This window comes from Aeromonas sp. DNRA1, assembly GCF_963888745.1.
In the GTDB taxonomy this organism is placed as follows: domain Bacteria; phylum Pseudomonadota; class Gammaproteobacteria; order Enterobacterales; family Aeromonadaceae; genus Aeromonas; species Aeromonas hydrophila.
This window is the reverse complement of record NZ_CAWPKQ010000002.1, coordinates 138,299-156,049: the sequence shown is the minus strand read 5'-3', so window position 1 is coordinate 156,049 and position 17,751 is coordinate 138,299. Positions and strand designations below refer to the sequence as shown.

The window sequence follows — 17,751 nt, the reverse complement described above, 5'->3', positions numbered from 1 at the left end:
ATAATACGTCACCCTACTACGGGTTAAAATAATAACACCAAGGAGTTCAGTATGTTGGATTTCAAACGCAGCAGCGTCGCACTCGCCTGCCTGCTGCCGCTGGCCGCTCAGGCCGATGCTGGCAGCCCGCGCATCATCGGTGGCAGCGCCGTGACAGCCCCCAGCTGGATGGTGGCTATCGGCGAAGTCGTCAACGGCAATTGGAGCAATTTCTGCGGCGGCACTCTCATCGACAAGCAGTGGGTACTCACCGCAGCGCACTGCGTAGCAAATGCCCAGTCCGGCCCCATGGAAGTGGCCATCGGGGTGAGTGATCTCAGCCGTCCTCACCTTCGCAGCAAGGTCGACCAGGTGCTGATGCACCCGGAGTATTACGTCAACCTGCTGATCAATCTGGGTTATCGCGACACCCCGAACGCCTCGGATGTAGCCCTGCTGCACCTTGCCACCCCCGTTACCCAGGCACCAATCACCATCGCCGACCCCGTCATCAAGGATACCTGGCAGCAGAACACGACCATGCTGCATGCCCTGGGGTACGGTGGCATCGACCCCAGCGCGACCAAAGCCAGCCCGCAACTGCTGGCGGTGGATCTCGCCTATCGGGGAGACCGGGACTTCTGGTACGGTGACCCGACCACGACCCATATCTTCGCCGGCAAGCTGGCCGGTCAGGACACCTGCAAAGGCGACAGCGGTGGTCCGCTCACCTATGGTGGACAACTGGTCGGCGTGACCAGCTACGGTGCCTTCCCCTGCGCCACCGGCAGCGCCGGTGGCTATGTCTACGCCCCCGCCTTCCGTGACTGGATCGCCGAGCAGCAGCAAGGCGTCACCCTGACCACGGTCCGCGGCCTGATCCTGCCTTCAGGCACCAGTGGCTGGGCCGACTACCTGCTGGCCAACCGCAGCAACCAGGCGGTCACCCTGAGCGGCATCTACAGCGACGCCCCCGCCATGAGCAACGGCTGCGCTGGCCGTCTGGAAGCGGGTCAAACCTGCACCCTGCGCCTTCGCGCCGATGGCAACGACACAGTCGGTACCCTGCGCGTGAAGGGCGTTGAACTCACCGCCACCAATGAACAGGGGGCGAGCCAGCGTCTTGAAGGGGCCTTGATCAGTCTCACCAGCGAGCCCACCAAGACTCCGGATACCACCACGACCACCACAACGACCACGACTTCAAGCAGTGGCGGTGGTGGCGCCACCGGTTTCGCAGCCCTGTTGCTGCTGCCGCTGGCCTGGTTACGCCGGCGCCGCTAAGGCAAAACAACAAGGGATGACCGAGGTCATCCCTTGTTTCATCTCCGTTTCATCGCATCAGGCTTATTCGCCGACGTACTCCACCACTTCCAGGCCGAAACCGCCGAGGGCGTGGTACTTCTTCGGTGAGCTCAACAGGCGCATCTTGCCGACACCCAGTGCCTTGAGGATCTGGGAACCAACGCCGACCCGGCGCGAGGTGCCCTGCCACTTGGCCCCTTCCGGTGCCAGCCCCTTGTCCGCCGCCTCGAACCCCTTGACCCGGGCCAGCAGCTCGGCGCCGTGAGCTTCCGCCCCCAGGATCACCAGCACCCCGCCTTCGTCGGCGATGCGGGCCATGGATTTGGGCAGCGGCCAGCTGCGGGCGCTGTGGCGATCAGTCAACAGCAGATCGCTCAACACGTCGTGCAGATGGACCCGCACCAGGGTCGGCTGTTCGGCCTGAACCTCACCCTTTTTCAGGGCGAAGTGTACCTGGTTGTCGATGGTGTCGCGGAAGGTGATGAGATCGAACTCGCCAAACTCGGTGGGCAGCTTGCACTCGGCCACCTTCTCCACCGTAGTCTCGTGCTGGTTGCGGTATTCGATGAGGTCGGCGATGGTACCGAGCTTGATGCCGTGCTGCTCGGCGAACAGCTCCAGATCAGGGCGGCGCGCCATGGTGCCGTCTTCGTTGAGGATCTCGACGATGACGGACGCCGGCTCGTAACCGGCCAGCCGGGCCAGATCGCAACCGGCCTCGGTGTGGCCGGCGCGAGTCAGCACGCCACCGTCCTGCGCCATCAGCGGGAAGATGTGACCGGGCTGCACCAGATCGGCCGCCTTGGCGTTCGGTGCGACAGCAGCCTGCACGGTCACCGCGCGGTCGGCGGCGGAAATGCCGGTGGTTACCCCTTCGGCCGCTTCAATGGTCACGGTGAAGGCGGTGGAGAACTGGGCGTTGTTGCGATCGACCATCAGCGGCAGCGCCAGCTGCTTGCAGCGATCCCGGGTCAGGGTCAAACAGATGAGCCCCCGGCCGTAGCGGGCCATGAAGTTGATATCTTCCGGGCGGACACAGGAGGCGGCCATGATGAGGTCCCCTTCGTTCTCCCTGTCTTCGTCATCCATCAGGATCACCATCTTGCCAGCCTTGATATCGGCAATGATTTCCTGGGTCGTGCTTAGCGCCATGGGCTACTCCATCAACATGCTGCGGGGATTGAGCCAGTCGGCTCGGCTTGATAATGCCTATTGTGCTCTAGATGGGGCACAGGGGGCCCCATTTCAATTGGCGCGGGATCACAGAAAAGCGTTTTTCCCGCCGAGGGGCCATCACAGGAAACCGGACTGGGCCAGCTTTTCCAGGGTCAGGGTGGAGGCGTTGCTCTCCTCGCGCTTGCCCGTCATCAGCCGCTCCAGATAGCGGGCAATCTGATCCACCTCGAGATTGACCCTGTAGCCAGCTTTCCACTGGGCGATGGTGGTCTCCTGGGCAGTGTGGGGCACTATGGTCAGCCGGAACAGATCCCCCTGCACCGCGTTGACGGTGAGGCTGATGCCGTCCACCGCGATCGATCCCTTCTCGGCGATGTAGCGGGAGAGTTCGCCCGGCGCCTTGATCCAGTATTCGATGGCGCGGCCGCTGGACGATTTGCTCTTCACCTCGCCGATGCCGTCCACATGGCCGGAGACCAGGTGGCCACCGAGGCGGGAAGTGGGCATCAACGCCTTCTCGAGGTTGACCCGATCGCCCACCCTGGCGGTGGCGAAACCGGTGCGGGAGAGGGTTTCCAGCGACACGTCGGCGGTATAGCTCTTGTCGCCGAGCGCGATCACGGTGAGGCAGACGCCGTTGGTGGCGATGGAGTCGCCCAGCTTGACGTCGCCAAAGTCCAGGGTCGGTGCGTGCACGGTGAGGACCATGTCCTCACCCTGACGGTGTAGCTCGGCCAGGGTTCCCACCGCTTCGATAATTCCGGTAAACATGCAGATCACCTTGCTGATGACGGGGCGGCACCGCCCCCTTTAACATTGATAAATCAGGCCAGTCTGGCCGTAATGCGGATATCCGGCCCCACCATGCGCACATCCTTGATGTTGAGCTTGGGCACCTGGAACAGCCGGGTCAGCCCCGGCAGGTGGAACAGGCCGCGCCCTTCATCCCCCATCAGTTTGGGCGCCTGATAGAGTACCAGGTCATCCACCAACCCCTTGTCCAGCAGGGCGCCGCACAGCCGCGGCCCCGCCTCCACCAGCACAGAGTTGACGTTCTGCTTGGCCAGCAGCATGAACAGGCTGACCAGATCCAGCTTGCCGTCCAGCAGCGGCACTTCCAGCTGCTGCACCCAGGCGGGCCACTCACCGGATGCCTTGTGGCGAGCCAGCAGTACCGGGCCCTCGCTCTGGAACAGCGGCAGATCCGGGGTGAGCCGGTTTTGCGAATCGACGATGACCCGCAGCGGCTGGCGCAGGGTCTCTTTGGGATAGGCGGCCTGGACCGAGGCAGGCAGCTCGTCCCAGCGCACGCTGAGGGAGGCGTTATCCACCAGCACCGTCTCGGCACTGGAGAGCACCGCATCGTGGCGGGCCCGCAGTCGCTGCACGTCGCGACGCGCCTCCGGGGAGGTGATCCACTGGCTCTCGCCGCTCGCCATGGCGGTGCGGCCATCCAGGCTGGCGCCAAGCTTGACCGTCACCTGCGGAAACGCGGTGCGCATCCGCTTGAAAAAGCCCGGGTTGAGCGCCTCGGCTTCCGCGGCCAGCAGGCCGAAATCGGTCTTGATACCCGCCTCGGAGAGCATCCGCAGGCCGCGCCCGCCCACCTGGGGATTGGGATCCACCATGGCGGCCACCACCCGGGTCACCCCGGCTTTGATGAGCGCCTCAGCGCAGGGCGGCGTGCGACCGTGATGGGAGCAGGGCTCCAGGGTCACGTAGGCGGTGGCGCCGCGGGCGTTGTCACCGGCGGCATGCAGGGCGTACACCTCGGCATGGGGCTCGCCCGCGCGCTGGTGCCAGCCCTCTCCCACCACCACGCCAGCTTTCACCAGCACGGCGCCGACGCAAGGGTTGGGGGCCGTGGTGTAACGGCCGCGGCGGGCCAGTTCGAGGGCCCGGCTCATCCATTGGTAATCGTCTTGACTAAACATCTGGGCTCCTCTGACAGCACATCCAGGCTTACGCAATATCGTAGGTTCGATTAGCGCAGCGTAATCGAACGCGGCAACCTGGTTTGGAAGAAAGGCTTACTTCTCCAGCTTGGCGATCTCTTCGCCGAACTCGCGAATATCTTCAAAGCTGCGATAGACGGAGGCAAAGCGGATATAGGCCACCTTGTCCAGGCTCTTGAGCTCGTCCATCACCAGGTTGCCCACCAGCTGGGAGGCGACTTCGCGCTCGCCGGTGGCGCGCAGGCGGGACTTGATGTGGTTGACCGCCTTTTCGATGGCCTCCATGCTCACCGGCCGCTTCTCCAGCGCCCGCAGAATGCCGGCCCGCAGCTTGTCTTCGTTGAACGGCTCGCGCGAGCCATTGGATTTGATGACGCGGGGCATCACCAGCTCGGCCATCTCGAAGGTGGTGAAGCGCTCGTGGCAGAGCAGACATTCGCGACGGCGGCGCACCTGATGGCCTTCGGCCACCAAACGGGAATCGATCACCTTGGTATCTACCGCACTACAGAAAGGGCAATGCATCGGACCTCCGGCGTTGACGGAAAAGGGCGCCGGCCCCGGGGGCTGGCGCTAGGCCGGCCAGTGTAGCACGGCCATCCGGAACCGGTAAAAGCCTGTGGAAACAAGGGATGTGACAGATGCCATCAGCAACCACGGAGTGCATCAATGGCGACATCAGACAACCAGATCACAGTATTGGCGTCGCTCTCGATTAACTCGACAATGGCTTCTCTCGGACCTGTCCGCCATGCTTCAGTGGCATAGAATGCCGCCTGTGAACGATTTAATTCCTCAAGGTCATCGTAAGCCCGCATCAAAAAATAAACGTCCGGATCATGTAGGGAGGGTCCGTGATTCACCACATCCATCCCCCACTCACGATGTAGAGGCAAACTCTGTTCTGCCACCAACTTATGAAAAATCGCTCCACTCCCGGCTTTGAGCCGATAGTTTCGGATCTCTAGCACTCTCTTCACTGAGCTATCTCCTGCAATCCATCTCTTGAAAAATAGTGTTTCCGATGTTCACCCTGACTATCCAATCAACCGAGCTCAGTCGTCATAAGGCAGGGTATCGGGGTCGCAGCCCTGATAATCGGGGGCGGGATCCACGGCAAAGCGGCGCGCCTCGATATGGCTGTGGCCCAGCAGCAACGCCTTGCCTACCCGGTGCATCCCATCCATCACCCGACCGGCGCTGTCGAGAATGATCGGATAGGCGAGATCCGCCGCCATGATGAGCTGGCAGTGCGCCACCACGCTGCGTACCGTCGGAGTGGCGCTGCCATGACCGTACCAGTGCACCTGATCGAGCTCGGCAATCTCGCCAAGCGCCACCGCCTACACCGGCAGATCGCGGCTCAGTCGCACCAGCCGGCGCACGTCCCACGCCAGCAGCCCCTGTTCGCTGGCGCGAAAGTGGTACTGGGCGCGGATCGCCTGCCTGAGCGCAGCCTCCAGTGCCGGTTCTTGCTGTTCACTGGCCTTGGCCACCTTGCCTTGCCCGCAATGCTCTTCACCGTTCAGCGTCATCAGGCCCTCCTGTGTTGCCAAACGCCACAAAAAAACAATGCCACCCGTGGGTGGCATTGGTCTCAAACCGGGTGAGGGCCGTTATCAGGCATACACCGGGAAACGACGGCAGATGTCCAGCACCTGTTCACGTACGGTGGCCAGCACGGCATCGTTGTCGTGGTTGTCCAGCACATCGCAGATCCAGTTGGTCAGCTGGATGGACTCGGCTTCCTTGAAACCACGGCGGGTGATGGCCGGGGTACCGATCCGCACGCCGGAGGTGACGAACGGGGAGCGCGGGTCGTTGGGCACGGAGTTCTTGTTGACGGTGATGTTGGCTTTGCCAAGGGCCGCATCGGCCTCTTTGCCGGTCAGCTCACGGCCGATCAGGTCAACCAGCATCAGGTGGTTGTCGGTACCGCCGGAGACGATCTTGTAACCGCGCTCGATGAAGGTCGCTGCCATCGCCTTGGCGTTCTTGACAACCTGAGCCTGGTAGGTCTTGAACTCGGGTTCCAGTGCCTCTTTGAAGGCCACCGCTTTACCGGCGATGACGTGCATCAGCGGGCCACCCTGACCACCCGGGAAGACGGCGGAGTTGAGCTTCTTGTAGAGCTCCTCGTCGTCGGCGGCGGAGAGGATCAGACCACCGCGCGGACCGGCCAGGGTCTTGTGGGTGGTGGAGGTGACCACGTGCGCGTGAGGCACCGGGTTCGGGTAGACGCCAGCGGCGATGAGGCCTGCCACGTGTGCCATGTCGACAAACAGCCAGGCACCGACCTTGTCGGCGATTTCACGCATACGGGCCCAGTCAACGATGCCGGAGTAGGCGGAGAAGCCACCGATCATCATCTTCGGCTTGTGCTCGACAGCCTGACGTTCCATGTCGTCGTAGTCGATCTTGCCGGACTCATCGATACCGTAAGGAATAATGTTGTACAGCTTGCCGGAGAAGTTGACCGGGGAGCCGTGGGTCAGGTGACCGCCGTGGGCCAGGTTCATGCCCAGCACGGTGTCGCCCGGCTGCAGCAGGGCCATGTAGACGGCGCTGTTTGCCTGGGAGCCGGAGTGCGGCTGCACGTTGGCGTAAGTGGCACCGAACAGCTCTTTGGCGCGCTCGATAGCCAGGGTTTCAACCACATCCACATACTCGCAACCACCGTAGTAACGCTTGGCGGGGTAACCTTCGGCGTACTTGTTGGTCAGCTGGGAGCCCTGGGCTTCCATGACTCGGGGGCTGGTGTAGTTCTCGGACGCAATCAGCTCGATATGCTCTTCCTGACGACGGGTCTCGTCTGTGATGGCCTGCCACAGCTCTGGATCATAGCCGGCGATGGTCATGTCACGTTTCAACATCCGTTTCTCTCCTGAAAATCGTTTGCGCGATAGGTGAAGTGGGCCCGCGCATTGTAACGTGAGCTGGATCAAAGAGACAGTCCAACCACCCAAAAATTTGTTTAAAAAATGTAAAATGTGTCGCGAAATTCACAATGACCATGGCCTCCAATCGGCTGGGCCGCCATCATCCGACACCCACGCCAGCCGTGCCATCGCCAGCCAGCGCCCAGGCAACATGACCGGGCCCGGACTGGTCGAACGGCCAAAACCAGAGCCAGATCATGGATATAGCATTTACTAACAGATAACATCTTTAACTGGCACAGCGGTTGTCCGGCATGCGCAGCAACAACGCGACCGGCAACAGAAGGGCCCTCTCATCGCATCCGGTCAACTGCTGCTCACGTCACCCCTTGCCTCTTTGCACCGCAGACCTCACGGGAGTAAGCCATGCTGGATAACCTGATGCTGTTTCTGATTATTTCGGTATTCGCGCTGTTCTATTGGATCTACTATACCGGCACTCGCAAGAGTCCCTTTGTCACGCAGTGGGATCAACTGCCCACCCGCGAGCAGTATCTGGCAGCCCACCCGGAAGCCATCGATGGCGACATCATCTTCTGCATTCATTGCGGCCACCATCAGCAACTGGATGTGGGCCTGGTGCACCAGACCGATTTCCGGCGCCAGCATATCTGCACCCACTGCAAGAAGACGCTCTATCGCGAGGAGCTCTGACCCATCAGCCAAGGATCCGCAAGATGACATCATTGACCGCCAGCTGCCTGTGCGGCGCCGTCGCCCTGAGCCTGCCCGACCGCTTCGACTATCTGGGCAACTGCCACTGTTCCGAGTGCCGCAAATTTTCCGGCGCCGATTACGCCCCGGTGGGCGGCCTGGATGGCGCGCTCGTCACCATCACCCAAGGAGAGGAGGCCATCAGCCGCTTCCAGAAATCCCCCGAAACCACCCTCGCCTTCTGCCGCCACTGCGGCTCCAGCCTGTTCAGCGAGAAGCGCAGCAGCGGCAAGCTGAACCTGCGCCTCGGCATTCTCGACACAGCGCCGAGCCAGCGACCCGGCTTTCACATTTTCGTCGGCTCCAAGGCTCCCTGGCACGAGATCACCGATGAGCTGCCGCAGTTCGAGACTCGCCCCACCGCCTGACACTGTCGCCGACATGCCCTGAAAAGGCCGCCTCTGGCGGCGTTTTTCCCGACTTGTTCGGCGGATTGTCACCTATGGGTTAACTTTTCCGCCAAAGCCGTTAGAATCGGGCTCAGTCTGCTTCCCGCTTGCCATCCACGGAGGAAAAATGCAGGAATTTCTGGCCACTAGCGAACGTCGGGCCGAACTTTACTGGTGGTTTGCCACCCTGTTTACCGCCCAGCTCAGCGACGAACAGATCGCCGAATACGACAGCTATGATGTGCGAAGCTTCCTGAAGAGCCTCTCCACGCTCGATCCCATGCGCCCGGCCGTGGCCGAGCTCAATGACGCCATCGCCCGCCTGCTGGTGCGTCCCGAGCGGGCCAACGCGCTGGCCAGCGACTTCCATGAGCTGTTCCTGGCCAACGACGCCGTCTCTCCCCATGAATCCGCCCACCAGGACGCCGCTGCGCTCGAGCGCATGCAGGCACGGCTGAGCCGGCTCAATATCGATGTCAGCGCCAAATACCAACAACCGGTCGATCATCTGGGGGTCGAACTGGATCTGATGGGCAATCTCATCATTCGCGCCGCCGAAGCCGCCAGCGCCGATCTGCGCGAACAGTGGCTCGGCGAGCAAGAGGCCTTGCTGCACGGCCATCTGCTGGCCTGGTTCCCGCATTTCGAGCGCGCCTGCCGCGCCGCCGATCCGTTTGGCTTCTACGGTGCCAGCGCCCGCCTGCTGGGGGTCTTCCTCACCATGGATGCCAACTACCTCAGCCTGGTCAAACCGGCGCCAGCCGCCGACTGAGTTCGACATGAAGACGGCCCTGCTGCTGATTGCCTGCTGGCTGCTGGCCCTGATCCCGCTGGATCAGGGCCTTACCCCCCTCGTGACCCTGCTGTTCAACCCGGACCGCGTCCTCTACGGCACCGCCCAGCTCACCGGTTTCGCCGGTATCCTGCTGACCCTCTACCTCGCCAATCTCGGGGTGGAGGTGGTGCTGCGCCGCCGCTTCCAGATAGCGGGCATGCTGGCCCTGCTGGCCGCCTGGGTCGACTTCATCAACAGCAGCGGCAGCGAGGCCCACTGGCTGCTGCTGCTCGCCCTGGCGCTGCCGTTTCACGGACTCGGCCTGCTGGTGCTGGTGCGCGGCATCCAGGCCTTCGGCCGCCAGAAAGGCTGATAAACCGCCAAAACTATTACAAATCATGACAGCCCGATCCGCCCATCCGCCCTTGTCACAAGGGCAGACCCTCAATTCCTAGTAACATTCGCTTACATTCAGCTCCCGTTCAGTTTCGTCGCAACCGTTATAGTGCCGCTCCTTTTCCAACCAATGCAGGAGCATCAGCATGCCTCCACAGGATGCACGCATCACGGGTCTCGACCTGTTGCGAGGGCTCGTCATCTTCATGGCCGTCTTCGAGCACTACACCGGCTACCTCAACTACTGGTACATCGACTTCTTCAACCGGGAACACGCCCTGTGGGACAGCTTCTATCTGTCGCACAAGGCGATGGCCGGCCAGCTGCTGCCCATGGATCACACCACGGCCCAGGTCTCGGCCTGGCTCATTCCCTGGGTCAGCCAGATCTACCTGGCGCTGGCCGCCTTCAACCTCAGCCGCCGCGATCAGGCCAGCTTCAGACCGCAACTGGGTGGCAAGCTGGTGCTGTTCGCCAGCATTATTCTGGTGCTCTATGTGGAAGGGCTGGTGATCGCCCCCAACTTCGGCGAGGCCATCTCGTTCTATCCGGTGATGCTGTGGATGTGCCTGCTGGCGCTCTTCTCGCTGGTCTACGCCTGGTTCGGCATTCGCGGCATGCTGCTGCTGACCCTGCTCAGTCTGCTGCTGGATCAGCTCGGCGTGCAGGATCTGCTCGGTCACATCGACGGCTGGATGAAGCTGCACGTGCACCCCGACTACGAGCTGGATGCCCGCCTCGACCTCTTCATGGCCAGCGGCTGCTTCGGCTTCCTCTACGGCTGGTGCTGGCATCAGCGGCCCCAATGGCGGGACCGCCTCAACGCCCTGGTGCTGACGCTCTCGCTGGTAGCGCTGGCCGTCTATCTCATGTTCGGCGAGACCAGCACGGTCGAGCTCAGCGACATCTACGCCAACGAACACGAACTGGCGATGGACATGGTCGGCCGCGCCGGCATCTGGGGCATGGAGTTTCTGGTGATCGGGGCCGTGCTCTGGCTGCATCAGCGCAACATCCGGCTGTGCTGGCGCCCGCTCAACTGGATAGGCATGTACTCGCTGACCGTCTTCATCTTCCACAAGAGTATCTTCGTGCACCTGTGGGGCCCGCTCTTGCTGTGGTGGACCGCCCGTCAAGGCACCATCTTGCCCAACAACTTCGGCCTCATCATGGCGCTCAGCGCCACCAGCGTGCTGCTCATCTACGCCTTCCAGCGCTCCGGCATCATCTGCCACCTGATGGGCATGCATCAGGACCGTGACTGGGCGCGGCTCTATGGCAAATAAGTGCTGGCTGCCGCTGCTGTTCCTGACCCTGACCCTGCCCCTGTCGGCCAAAGAGCCGGACAACCAGTGGCAGCTGGGCGGTCAGTGGCAGCTCGGCAGCAATCAGGCTGGAGTCCGCGCCGATGCCAGCATGCAGTTCTGGCTCGCCTATGAGCGGGAAACCCAGGTCGGCCTGCTCTTCGCCGATGGCCAGAGCGCCGGGCTGGCCTTGCCGCTCTATAAAAAGAGCTTCTTTGCGGTCGGCGTCGCGCCCATGCAGGTGGTCGATCGCAGCCGTTTCAGCGCCTTCTGGCGCCTCGGCTGGCAACTGGACGACGATCACCAGCTCACCTTGGGCCAACTCTATGACGTCAGCGGCCGTTATGGCCAGCTCTGGTATATGGAGCACAGCCTGCCGCTGCCGGCCGAGATCTCCCTCAACCTCTGGCTGACCCGGGGCAGTCAGGCCCACATGGCTGCCTATGGGGCAGATGAGGGCCTGCGGGACTGGGGAGTCACACTGGAACGCAGCTGGCGCTGGCAGCAGTGGCGCCTTGGCACCGAGTTCGGCGCCAAGCAGTGGCTCATCAAGGAGCACGACTGGCAACCGATGATCAACCTGACCCTGAGCTATCACTTCAGCTGGTAACACCGTAAAAGGGGGCGAATGACGCCCCCTTTCTTCCCTCCAGAATGCTTCATGCCATACTCACAGCAGTTTAAATGACAAAGATGTCAATTCAGGGGGCGCGCGATGGGCGAAGAGACTTTCAATGCCATGCCGGATCCACCGCTGGCGGGGCAATTGGACATGAACGAGCTGCAGCAGCTGTTCGAACTGGCCCCGTTTGGCATAGGCGTGTTTGACCGCCACTTTCGCTGCCGCAGCGTCAACCAGACCCTGGCCGATCTCAACGGCCTCTCCCGAGAAGAACACTACGGCAGATGCCTGCGGGAAATCGTCCCCACGCTGGCTCCGGTGCTGGAGCCTCTGTTCCAGCAGGTCATCAGCAGCGGCGTCCCCCGGGTCGAGCTGAACCTGAGCGGCCATACCGCAGCCCACCAGGGTCGGCAGCGCTACTGGCAGGCCATTTACAGCCCCATGCTGGACGAACAGGGGGTGCCCGACCGCATCCTCACCATAGTGCGGGACGTCACCGAACAGGTCGAAGCACAGCAACGGCTGCAACTGGCCATGAGAGCCGGCCAGATCGGGGTGTGGGAGTGGCATGTGACGGAGGACAGGCTGCAGTTTGACGGCCAGGTCGAGCGCCTGCTCGGTACCACGGCCAGCCAGTTTCAGGGGGGGATGGAGCAGTTCATCAAGCGCTTCGATCCGCTCTCTGGCGAGCAGTTCAGGGCGGCGGTCAACGGCACGGTCCCCATTCACCTCACCCTCGGCTATCTCGGGCCGGATCAGTTGCGGGGCTGGGTCGACATTCACGCCGATCACGTGGCGGCCACCGACCATCAGGGGCGACGCATCACCGGGGTAATCCACGATGCCACCAGTCGCTGCAACCAGGAGGACAAGCTGCGCCAGGCCAACGTGGTGTTCGAGACCGCTGCCGAAGGCATCATCATCATGGATGGCCAGCGCCAGATCATCTCGGTCAACCCGGCCTTTTCCAGCATGACTCAATATGAAGAGGCAGAGATCGTGGGCAAGTCGCCGGAGGCCATCATGCACCCGCGTCGCCACACCGATATCGATTATCCCTGGCATACCCTGCTGCCCGGCAGTCACGCTTGGCATGGCGAGATGATGTGTCTGCGCAAGGATGGCGGCTACTTCACCTCCTGGCAGCATGTCAGCGCTGTGCACGACAGTCGCCACAACACCACCAACTATGTCATCGCCTTCTCCGACATCAGCGCCATTCGCAAGGCCGAAGCACAGCTCAACCACCTCGCCTATCACGATCCCCTGACCGAGCTCGGCAACCGCAACCTGCTACAGGAGCGGCTGGAGCTGGAGCTCAAGACGGCGCAGCTCAACCATCAGCGACTGGCCCTGCTGTTCATCGATCTGGATGGCTTCAAGCTGATCAACGACACCCTGGGCCATAGCGCCGGCGACGAACTGCTCAAGCTGCTGGCCGAGCGGATCCGCCGCGTCCTGCGCCACAACGACGTGGCCGCCCGGCTCGGTGGCGATGAATTCCTGGTGCTGATCCCCTACTTCGAGCAGCCAGAGGAGCTATCCAGGCTCGCCGAGCAACTGCTGGCCAGCCTGCGCGAACCGGTCGAACTCGGCCACGAGCGGGTTGCCGTCTCCGCCAGCATCGGCATCGCCCTCTATCCGGAACATGCCACCAGCTCGGAAACCCTGATCAGCGCCGCCGACAGCGCCATGTACGAGGCCAAGAGCCGGGGCCGCAACGGCTATCTGTTCTATACCCCGGACATGACCGAGCAGACCCGGGAGCGAATGAGCATGGAGCAGGGGCTGTTCAAGGCCATCGAGCAGCATCAGCTCTGCGTCCTCTATCAGCCCATGACGGAGCTCGCCAGCAACCGCATGAGCGGGCTGGAGGCTCTGCTGCGCTGGCAACACCCCAGCGAGGGGATGATAGGGCCCACCCGCTTCATCCCGGTGGCCGAGGAGTGCGGGCTTATCGAGCAGATCGGCGAGTGGGTCATGCACACCGCCTGCCAGCAGGGACAGGCGTGGCTGGCCGCCGGGCTGGCGGTCCCCAGGCTGTCGATCAATGTGTCGGTGCGGGAGATGCGCTCGGCAGGTTACGTGGAACGGGTCGCCGCCATCCTGGCCGAGACAGGCTTCCCGCCAGAGAAGCTGGAGATAGAGGTCACCGAGAGCATCATCCAGCGGGTCGATCAGAGCCTGCAGCTGTTCAGACGCCTGAAGGCGCTGGGGGTACAGATCGCCATCGACGACTTCGGCACCGGCTTCTCCTCCCTGAGCCTGCTCAAGAGCCTGCCCATCGATCGCATCAAGATTGACCGCACCTTCGTGCAGGCACTGCCCGATGACAAGCACAGCCGGGAGCTGTGCCGCACCATCATCAATCTGGCTGACAGCCTGGGCATGGTGGTCACCGCCGAAGGGATTGAGACCCAGGCCCAGCGCCAGTTTTTGCAATCCCTGCACTGCCAGGAGGGGCAGGGCTATCTGTTCAGCCATCCGCTGGCCGAGCCCCATCTGGCCGAGCAACGGGGCTCGCGCAAGGGTGCCTGGTGCTAGCGGCGCAGGTGACGCTCATCAGTTGAACGTCAGCCTGGCATCCCACCCTTCGTCCTGCCGCCGGCGTGACTCTTCCAGCAACGCGTCCTGCGGATAGGAGGATTTTTTCTCTTCGAGGGTGACGGACACCGACGGCTTGCGCGCCAGCCAGGCCTCGCTCAACTGACCGCTGATGTGGTCCCGCAGGGATGGCGAAGCAGGCTGTACCGGTGTCAACGCAAGGCCGTTGGCATGGGGGGCCGCCAATGCGGCCTCATCGGCGACCTTCGGGGCCTCGAACTGCCAGAGGGAGGAGCACAATAGCAGGGTCAACATGGGACTATCTCCGTCGATAAAACGACGTTTTACCCAATCAGCGATGAATTGTCATCGACTCGACTGTAAGCGGATGTTGCCATCTATCCAAAAGTCTAATTGCCCTCCCCCGCCAAAGGTATAAGTTGTTACTTAATCATTACAAGAATGTATTCAAAGGAGTGACACATGAGCGAGAGCAAGGTCTACCCGGTCAAAGCCCACATCAGCAAAGGCGCCCTGCTGAACAAGGCAGGTTATGAAGCCATGTACCGGGCCTCGGTGCAGGATCCGGATGCCTTCTGGGGCGAGCAGGGCAAGATCCTCGACTGGATGCAACCCTACACCAGGGTCAAGAACACCTCCTATGATCCGGGCCACGTCTCCATCAAATGGTATGAAGACGGCCTGCTCAACGTCTCTGCCAACTGCCTGGACCGCCATCTGGCCCAGCGCGGCGACAAGGTTGCCATCATCTGGGAAGGGGACAACCCGGCCGAAGATCGCAAGCTCACCTACCGCGAGCTGCACACCGAGGTGTGCAAGTTTGCCAACGTCTTGAAGGCACAGGGAGTGCATCGCGGCGACGTGGTCTGCCTCTACATGCCCATGGTGCCGGAAGCCGCCATCGCCATGCTGGCCTGTACCCGCATCGGCGCGGTACACAGCATCGTGTTCGGCGGTTTCTCGCCGGAAGCCCTGGCCGGTCGCATCATCGACTCCGGCTCTTCCATCGTCATCACCGCCGATGAAGGGCTGCGCGGCGGCCGCCCGGTGCCGCTCAAGAAGAATGTGGATGAAGCGCTCACCAACCCGGAGACCAAGGTCAACAAGGTGATCGTACTCAAGCGCACCGGCGGCAACATCGCCTGGCACAACCACAGGGACATCTGGTGGCACGACGCCGTCGCCACCGTCAGCGCCGACTGTCCGCCGGAGGCGATGGGGGCCGAAGACCCGCTCTTCATCCTCTACACCTCCGGCTCCACCGGCAAACCCAAGGGGGTGCTGCACACCACCGGCGGCTATCTGGTCTATGCCACCCTCACCTTCAAGTACATCTTCGACTACCACGAAGAGGACATCTATTGGTGTACCGCCGACGTGGGTTGGGTCACCGGCCACTCCTATCTGGTCTACGGACCGCTTGCCAACGGCGCCACCACCATCATGTTTGAAGGGGTGCCCAACTACCCGGCCACCAATCGCATGAGCCAGGTGGTGGACAAGCACCAGGTCAGCATCCTCTACACCGCCCCCACCGCCATCCGGGCGCTGATGGCCAAGGGCAACGAGGCGGTAACCGGCACCTCCCGTTCGAGCCTGCGCATCATGGGCTCGGTGGGCGAGCCCATCAACCCGGAAGCCTGGGAGTGGTACTACCGCACCATCGGCGAGGAGCGCTGTCCCATCGTCGATACCTGGTGGCAGACCGAGACTGGCGGCATCCTCATCAGCCCGCTGCCCGGCGTCACCGATCTCAAGCCAGGCTCGGCTACCCGTCCCTTCTTCGGCGTGCAGCCGGCGCTGGTGGACAACATGGGCGAGCCGCTGGAGGGGGCCACCGAGGGCAACCTGGTGATCACCGACTCCTGGCCGGGCCAGATGCGCACCGTGTTCGGCGATCACGAGCGGTTCGAGCAGACCTACTTCTCCACCTTCCCCGGCCGCTACTTCACCGGCGACGGTGCCCGTCGCGACGAGGATGGTTACTACTGGATCACCGGACGGGTGGATGATGTACTGAACGTCTCCGGTCACCGCATGGGCACCGCCGAGATCGAATCTGCGCTGGTTTCCCATCCCAAGATCGCCGAAGCGGCGGTGGTGGGCGTGCCGCACGAGATCAAGGGTCAGGGCATCTACGCCTATGTCACCCTGATCGCTGGTGAGGAGCCGAGCCGCGAGCTGCATAAAGAGGTGAAGGAGTGGGTCCGCAAGGAGATCGGCGCCATCGCCACCCCGGACGTGATCCACTGGGCCGAGGGGCTGCCCAAGACCCGCTCCGGCAAGATCATGCGGCGAATTCTGCGCAAGATCGCCACCGGCGAGACCGACAGCCTGGGGGATATCTCCACCCTGGCGGATCCGGGCGTGGTGGACAAGCTGATCCGCGAGAAGTCGGAAGCAGCCTGATCCTGACTGCGTTCCTGCCTCCAAAGCCGGCCTCGAGCCGGCTTTGTCGTCTTTGCTACTGAGCGTTTCAACAACGCACCGCTTAGCGCAAAAAATAGACAGATGTAGAGATTAGACCAGTAAAATGCTGCTAATTTTCACGAAATCAATATAATTGCGAAATCTGTGTGCCAGTGCACACCGATTTGCGCAGAAAATGACTAGATTTCTGATAGTCCACAAGATGGCTGACAGATAGCAGCATTATCATCGAGGATGTACTCAATATGTCGCAAAAACACCGAATTCTCCTGCTCAACGGGCCGAACCTGAACCTGCTGGGCAAACGGGAACCGGGCATCTACGGCAGCAAGACGCTCGATGAGATCGTCGCCGATCTGACGCACAACGCCGGCGAACTCGGGGTCACACTGGAACACCTGCAATCCAATGCCGAACATGAGTTGGTCGGCCGCATCCACCAGGCCATGGGTCAGGTGGATTTCATCATCATCAACCCGGCCGCCTTCACCCACACCAGCGTCGCCATCCGTGATGCGCTGCTGGGTGTGGCCATCCCCTTTATCGAGGTTCACCTGTCCAACGTCCATGCCAGGGAACCCTTCCGTCATCACTCCTATCTGTCTGATGTCGCCAAGGGGGTCATTTGTGGGCTGGGGGCCGATGGCTACCAATTCGCTTTAACCGCGGCCGTGCACCAGTTGCGCGCGGCTTGATAATCACTGATCAGATAAAGAAGAAAGAGAATGCTAATGGATATCCGCAAAATCAAGAAGCTGATTGAACTGGTTGAAGAGTCCGGCATCGCCGAACTGGAGATCTCCGAAGGTGAAGAGTCCGTTCGCATCAGCCGCAACTTCTCCGGTCAGGTGACCACTGCTCCGCAGATGATCATGCAACAAGCTGCCGCCCCGGTTGCCGCTCCTGCCGCCGCACCGGCTGCTGCTGCCCCGGCTGCCGACGCCATCCCGAGCGGTCACCTGATGCGCTCCCCGATGGTTGGCTCCTTCTACCGCTCCTCCAGCCCGGAAGCCAAGCCGTTCGTGGAAGTCGGTCAGCACGTCAATGTCGGCGATACCCTGTGCATCGTCGAAGCCATGAAAATGATGAACCAAATCGAGTCTGACAAGGCCGGTGTGATCAAAGCGATCCTGGTTGAAAATGGTCAGGCCGTCGAATTCGACGAGCCGCTGTTCATCATCGAATAAGGGAAGTCGCCACCC

Annotated in this window: 18 protein-coding genes and 1 pseudogene; 11 read left to right on the top strand and 8 right to left on the bottom strand. The window is 62.0% G+C overall.

The genetic code is table 11. The annotated features are described in order from the left end of the window. Positions 1–51: 51 nt before the first annotated feature. The gene (locus AACQ43_RS06750) at positions 52–1,263 is read left to right on the top strand and encodes a S1 family peptidase (RefSeq protein WP_168966627.1); all 1,212 of its coding nucleotides are present in this window, start codon (positions 52–54) and stop codon (positions 1,261–1,263) included. Between the two features lie 63 nt (positions 1,264–1,326). Here the strand turns inward: AACQ43_RS06750 and ribBA are convergent, their stop codons facing one another. From ribBA to glyA, 7 genes and pseudogenes are all read right to left on the bottom strand, one after another. Then, positions 1,327–2,436: a bifunctional 3,4-dihydroxy-2-butanone-4-phosphate synthase/GTP cyclohydrolase II gene (gene ribBA / locus AACQ43_RS06745; RefSeq protein ID WP_016351734.1), complete on the bottom strand. Its 1,110-nt coding sequence runs from the start codon at positions 2,434–2,436 to the stop codon at positions 1,327–1,329. A 141-nt stretch (positions 2,437–2,577) separates the two neighbouring features. Beyond that, positions 2,578–3,231 carry a riboflavin synthase gene (locus AACQ43_RS06740; RefSeq protein WP_168966625.1) on the bottom strand — a complete coding sequence of 218 codons (654 nt, stop codon included), beginning with the start codon at positions 3,229–3,231 and terminating at the stop codon, positions 2,578–2,580. A gap of 53 nt (positions 3,232–3,284) precedes the next feature. Continuing rightward, positions 3,285–4,394, bottom strand: coding sequence for a bifunctional diaminohydroxyphosphoribosylaminopyrimidine deaminase/5-amino-6-(5-phosphoribosylamino)uracil reductase RibD (ribD, locus tag AACQ43_RS06735; RefSeq protein WP_168966623.1), 1,110 nt, complete (start codon positions 4,392–4,394; stop codon positions 3,285–3,287). 96 nt (positions 4,395–4,490) lie between these two features. After that, positions 4,491–4,940: a transcriptional regulator NrdR gene (gene nrdR / locus AACQ43_RS06730; RefSeq protein ID WP_010675395.1), complete on the bottom strand. Its 450-nt coding sequence runs from the start codon at positions 4,938–4,940 to the stop codon at positions 4,491–4,493. 122 nt (positions 4,941–5,062) lie between these two features. Next, positions 5,063–5,395: an NIPSNAP family protein gene (locus AACQ43_RS06725; RefSeq protein WP_168966621.1), complete on the bottom strand. Its 333-nt coding sequence runs from the start codon at positions 5,393–5,395 to the stop codon at positions 5,063–5,065. 75 nt (positions 5,396–5,470) lie between these two features. Then, a pseudogene (locus AACQ43_RS06720) lies at positions 5,471–5,950 on the bottom strand (hypothetical protein). A gap of 84 nt (positions 5,951–6,034) precedes the next feature. Next, complete coding sequence (glyA, locus tag AACQ43_RS06715) at positions 6,035–7,288, bottom strand: serine hydroxymethyltransferase (protein WP_106553204.1); 1,254 nt, start codon at positions 7,286–7,288, stop codon at positions 6,035–6,037. A gap of 432 nt (positions 7,289–7,720) precedes the next feature. Between glyA and AACQ43_RS06710 the strand changes: the two genes are divergently transcribed. The 7 genes from AACQ43_RS06710 (at position 7,721) to AACQ43_RS06680 (ending at position 14,098) form a co-directional block, all read left to right on the top strand. Further along, on the top strand, positions 7,721–8,008 hold the full coding sequence (locus tag AACQ43_RS06710) for a hypothetical protein (RefSeq protein ID WP_168966620.1): 288 nt from the start codon (positions 7,721–7,723) through the stop codon (positions 8,006–8,008). A gap of 23 nt (positions 8,009–8,031) precedes the next feature. Further along, entirely contained in the window at positions 8,032–8,436 is a 405-nt protein-coding gene (locus AACQ43_RS06705) for a GFA family protein (RefSeq protein WP_146062903.1), read from the top strand. Between the two features lie 148 nt (positions 8,437–8,584). Then, positions 8,585–9,229, top strand: coding sequence for a molecular chaperone TorD (gene torD, locus AACQ43_RS06700; protein ID WP_016351741.1), 645 nt, complete (start codon positions 8,585–8,587; stop codon positions 9,227–9,229). 7 nt (positions 9,230–9,236) lie between these two features. Further along, on the top strand, positions 9,237–9,605 hold the full coding sequence (locus AACQ43_RS06695; protein WP_016351742.1) for a hypothetical protein: 369 nt from the start codon (positions 9,237–9,239) through the stop codon (positions 9,603–9,605). Between the two features lie 169 nt (positions 9,606–9,774). Further along, positions 9,775–10,914, top strand: coding sequence for a hypothetical protein (locus AACQ43_RS06690; RefSeq protein ID WP_011707106.1), 1,140 nt, complete (start codon positions 9,775–9,777; stop codon positions 10,912–10,914). After that, positions 10,904–11,542 (top strand): hypothetical protein, encoded by a 639-nt coding sequence (locus AACQ43_RS06685; protein WP_168966619.1) that lies wholly within the window; start codon positions 10,904–10,906, stop codon positions 11,540–11,542. The genes AACQ43_RS06690 and AACQ43_RS06685 overlap by 11 nt, the downstream gene beginning before the upstream one ends. 105 nt (positions 11,543–11,647) lie before the next feature. Continuing rightward, positions 11,648–14,098, top strand: coding sequence for a sensor domain-containing protein (locus tag AACQ43_RS06680; RefSeq protein ID WP_168966618.1), 2,451 nt, complete (start codon positions 11,648–11,650; stop codon positions 14,096–14,098). Between the two features lie 18 nt (positions 14,099–14,116). On the opposite strand, the gene AACQ43_RS06675 is transcribed toward AACQ43_RS06680, so the two are convergent. Continuing rightward, positions 14,117–14,413, bottom strand: a complete 297-nt coding sequence (locus AACQ43_RS06675; RefSeq protein WP_168966617.1) for a hypothetical protein — start codon at positions 14,411–14,413, stop codon at positions 14,117–14,119. Positions 14,414–14,581: 168 nt separating this feature from the next. Between AACQ43_RS06675 and acs the strand changes: the two genes are divergently transcribed. The 3 genes from acs to accB all read left to right on the top strand — a co-directional run bounded on the left by acs (position 14,582) and on the right by accB (position 17,736). Continuing rightward, entirely contained in the window at positions 14,582–16,528 is a 1,947-nt protein-coding gene (gene acs, locus AACQ43_RS06670) for an acetate--CoA ligase (RefSeq protein ID WP_168966616.1), read from the top strand. Positions 16,529–16,794: 266 nt separating this feature from the next. Next, positions 16,795–17,244, top strand: a complete 450-nt coding sequence (aroQ, locus tag AACQ43_RS06665) for a type II 3-dehydroquinate dehydratase (RefSeq protein WP_016351748.1) — start codon at positions 16,795–16,797, stop codon at positions 17,242–17,244. Between the two features lie 36 nt (positions 17,245–17,280). Further along, positions 17,281–17,736 (top strand): acetyl-CoA carboxylase biotin carboxyl carrier protein, encoded by a 456-nt coding sequence (accB, locus tag AACQ43_RS06660; protein ID WP_168966615.1) that lies wholly within the window; start codon positions 17,281–17,283, stop codon positions 17,734–17,736. Positions 17,737–17,751: the final 15 nt, after the last annotated feature.

Bases quoted from the DNA above. Each gene is read 5' to 3' on its own strand.
- AACQ43_RS06750 (WP_168966627.1), top strand. From the start codon at position 52: ATGTTGGATTTCAAACGCAGCAGCGTCGCACTCGCCTGCCTGCTGCCG.
- ribBA (WP_016351734.1), bottom strand. From the start codon at position 2,436: ATGGCGCTAAGCACGACCCAGGAAATCATTGCCGATATCAAGGCTGGC.
- AACQ43_RS06740 (WP_168966625.1), bottom strand. From the start codon at position 3,231: ATGTTTACCGGAATTATCGAAGCGGTGGGAACCCTGGCCGAGCTACAC.
- ribD (WP_168966623.1), bottom strand. From the start codon at position 4,394: ATGTTTAGTCAAGACGATTACCAATGGATGAGCCGGGCCCTCGAACTG.
- nrdR (WP_010675395.1), bottom strand. From the start codon at position 4,940: ATGCATTGCCCTTTCTGTAGTGCGGTAGATACCAAGGTGATCGATTCC.
- glyA (WP_106553204.1), bottom strand. From the start codon at position 7,288: ATGTTGAAACGTGACATGACCATCGCCGGCTATGATCCAGAGCTGTGG.
- AACQ43_RS06710 (WP_168966620.1), top strand. From the start codon at position 7,721: ATGCTGGATAACCTGATGCTGTTTCTGATTATTTCGGTATTCGCGCTG.
- AACQ43_RS06705 (WP_146062903.1), top strand. From the start codon at position 8,032: ATGACATCATTGACCGCCAGCTGCCTGTGCGGCGCCGTCGCCCTGAGC.
- torD (WP_016351741.1), top strand. From the start codon at position 8,585: ATGCAGGAATTTCTGGCCACTAGCGAACGTCGGGCCGAACTTTACTGG.
- AACQ43_RS06695 (WP_016351742.1), top strand. From the start codon at position 9,237: ATGAAGACGGCCCTGCTGCTGATTGCCTGCTGGCTGCTGGCCCTGATC.
- AACQ43_RS06690 (WP_011707106.1), top strand. From the start codon at position 9,775: ATGCCTCCACAGGATGCACGCATCACGGGTCTCGACCTGTTGCGAGGG.
- AACQ43_RS06685 (WP_168966619.1), top strand. From the start codon at position 10,904: ATGGCAAATAAGTGCTGGCTGCCGCTGCTGTTCCTGACCCTGACCCTG.
- AACQ43_RS06680 (WP_168966618.1), top strand. From the start codon at position 11,648: ATGGGCGAAGAGACTTTCAATGCCATGCCGGATCCACCGCTGGCGGGG.
- AACQ43_RS06675 (WP_168966617.1), bottom strand. From the start codon at position 14,413: ATGTTGACCCTGCTATTGTGCTCCTCCCTCTGGCAGTTCGAGGCCCCG.
- acs (WP_168966616.1), top strand. From the start codon at position 14,582: ATGAGCGAGAGCAAGGTCTACCCGGTCAAAGCCCACATCAGCAAAGGC.
- aroQ (WP_016351748.1), top strand. From the start codon at position 16,795: ATGTCGCAAAAACACCGAATTCTCCTGCTCAACGGGCCGAACCTGAAC.
- accB (WP_168966615.1), top strand. From the start codon at position 17,281: ATGGATATCCGCAAAATCAAGAAGCTGATTGAACTGGTTGAAGAGTCC.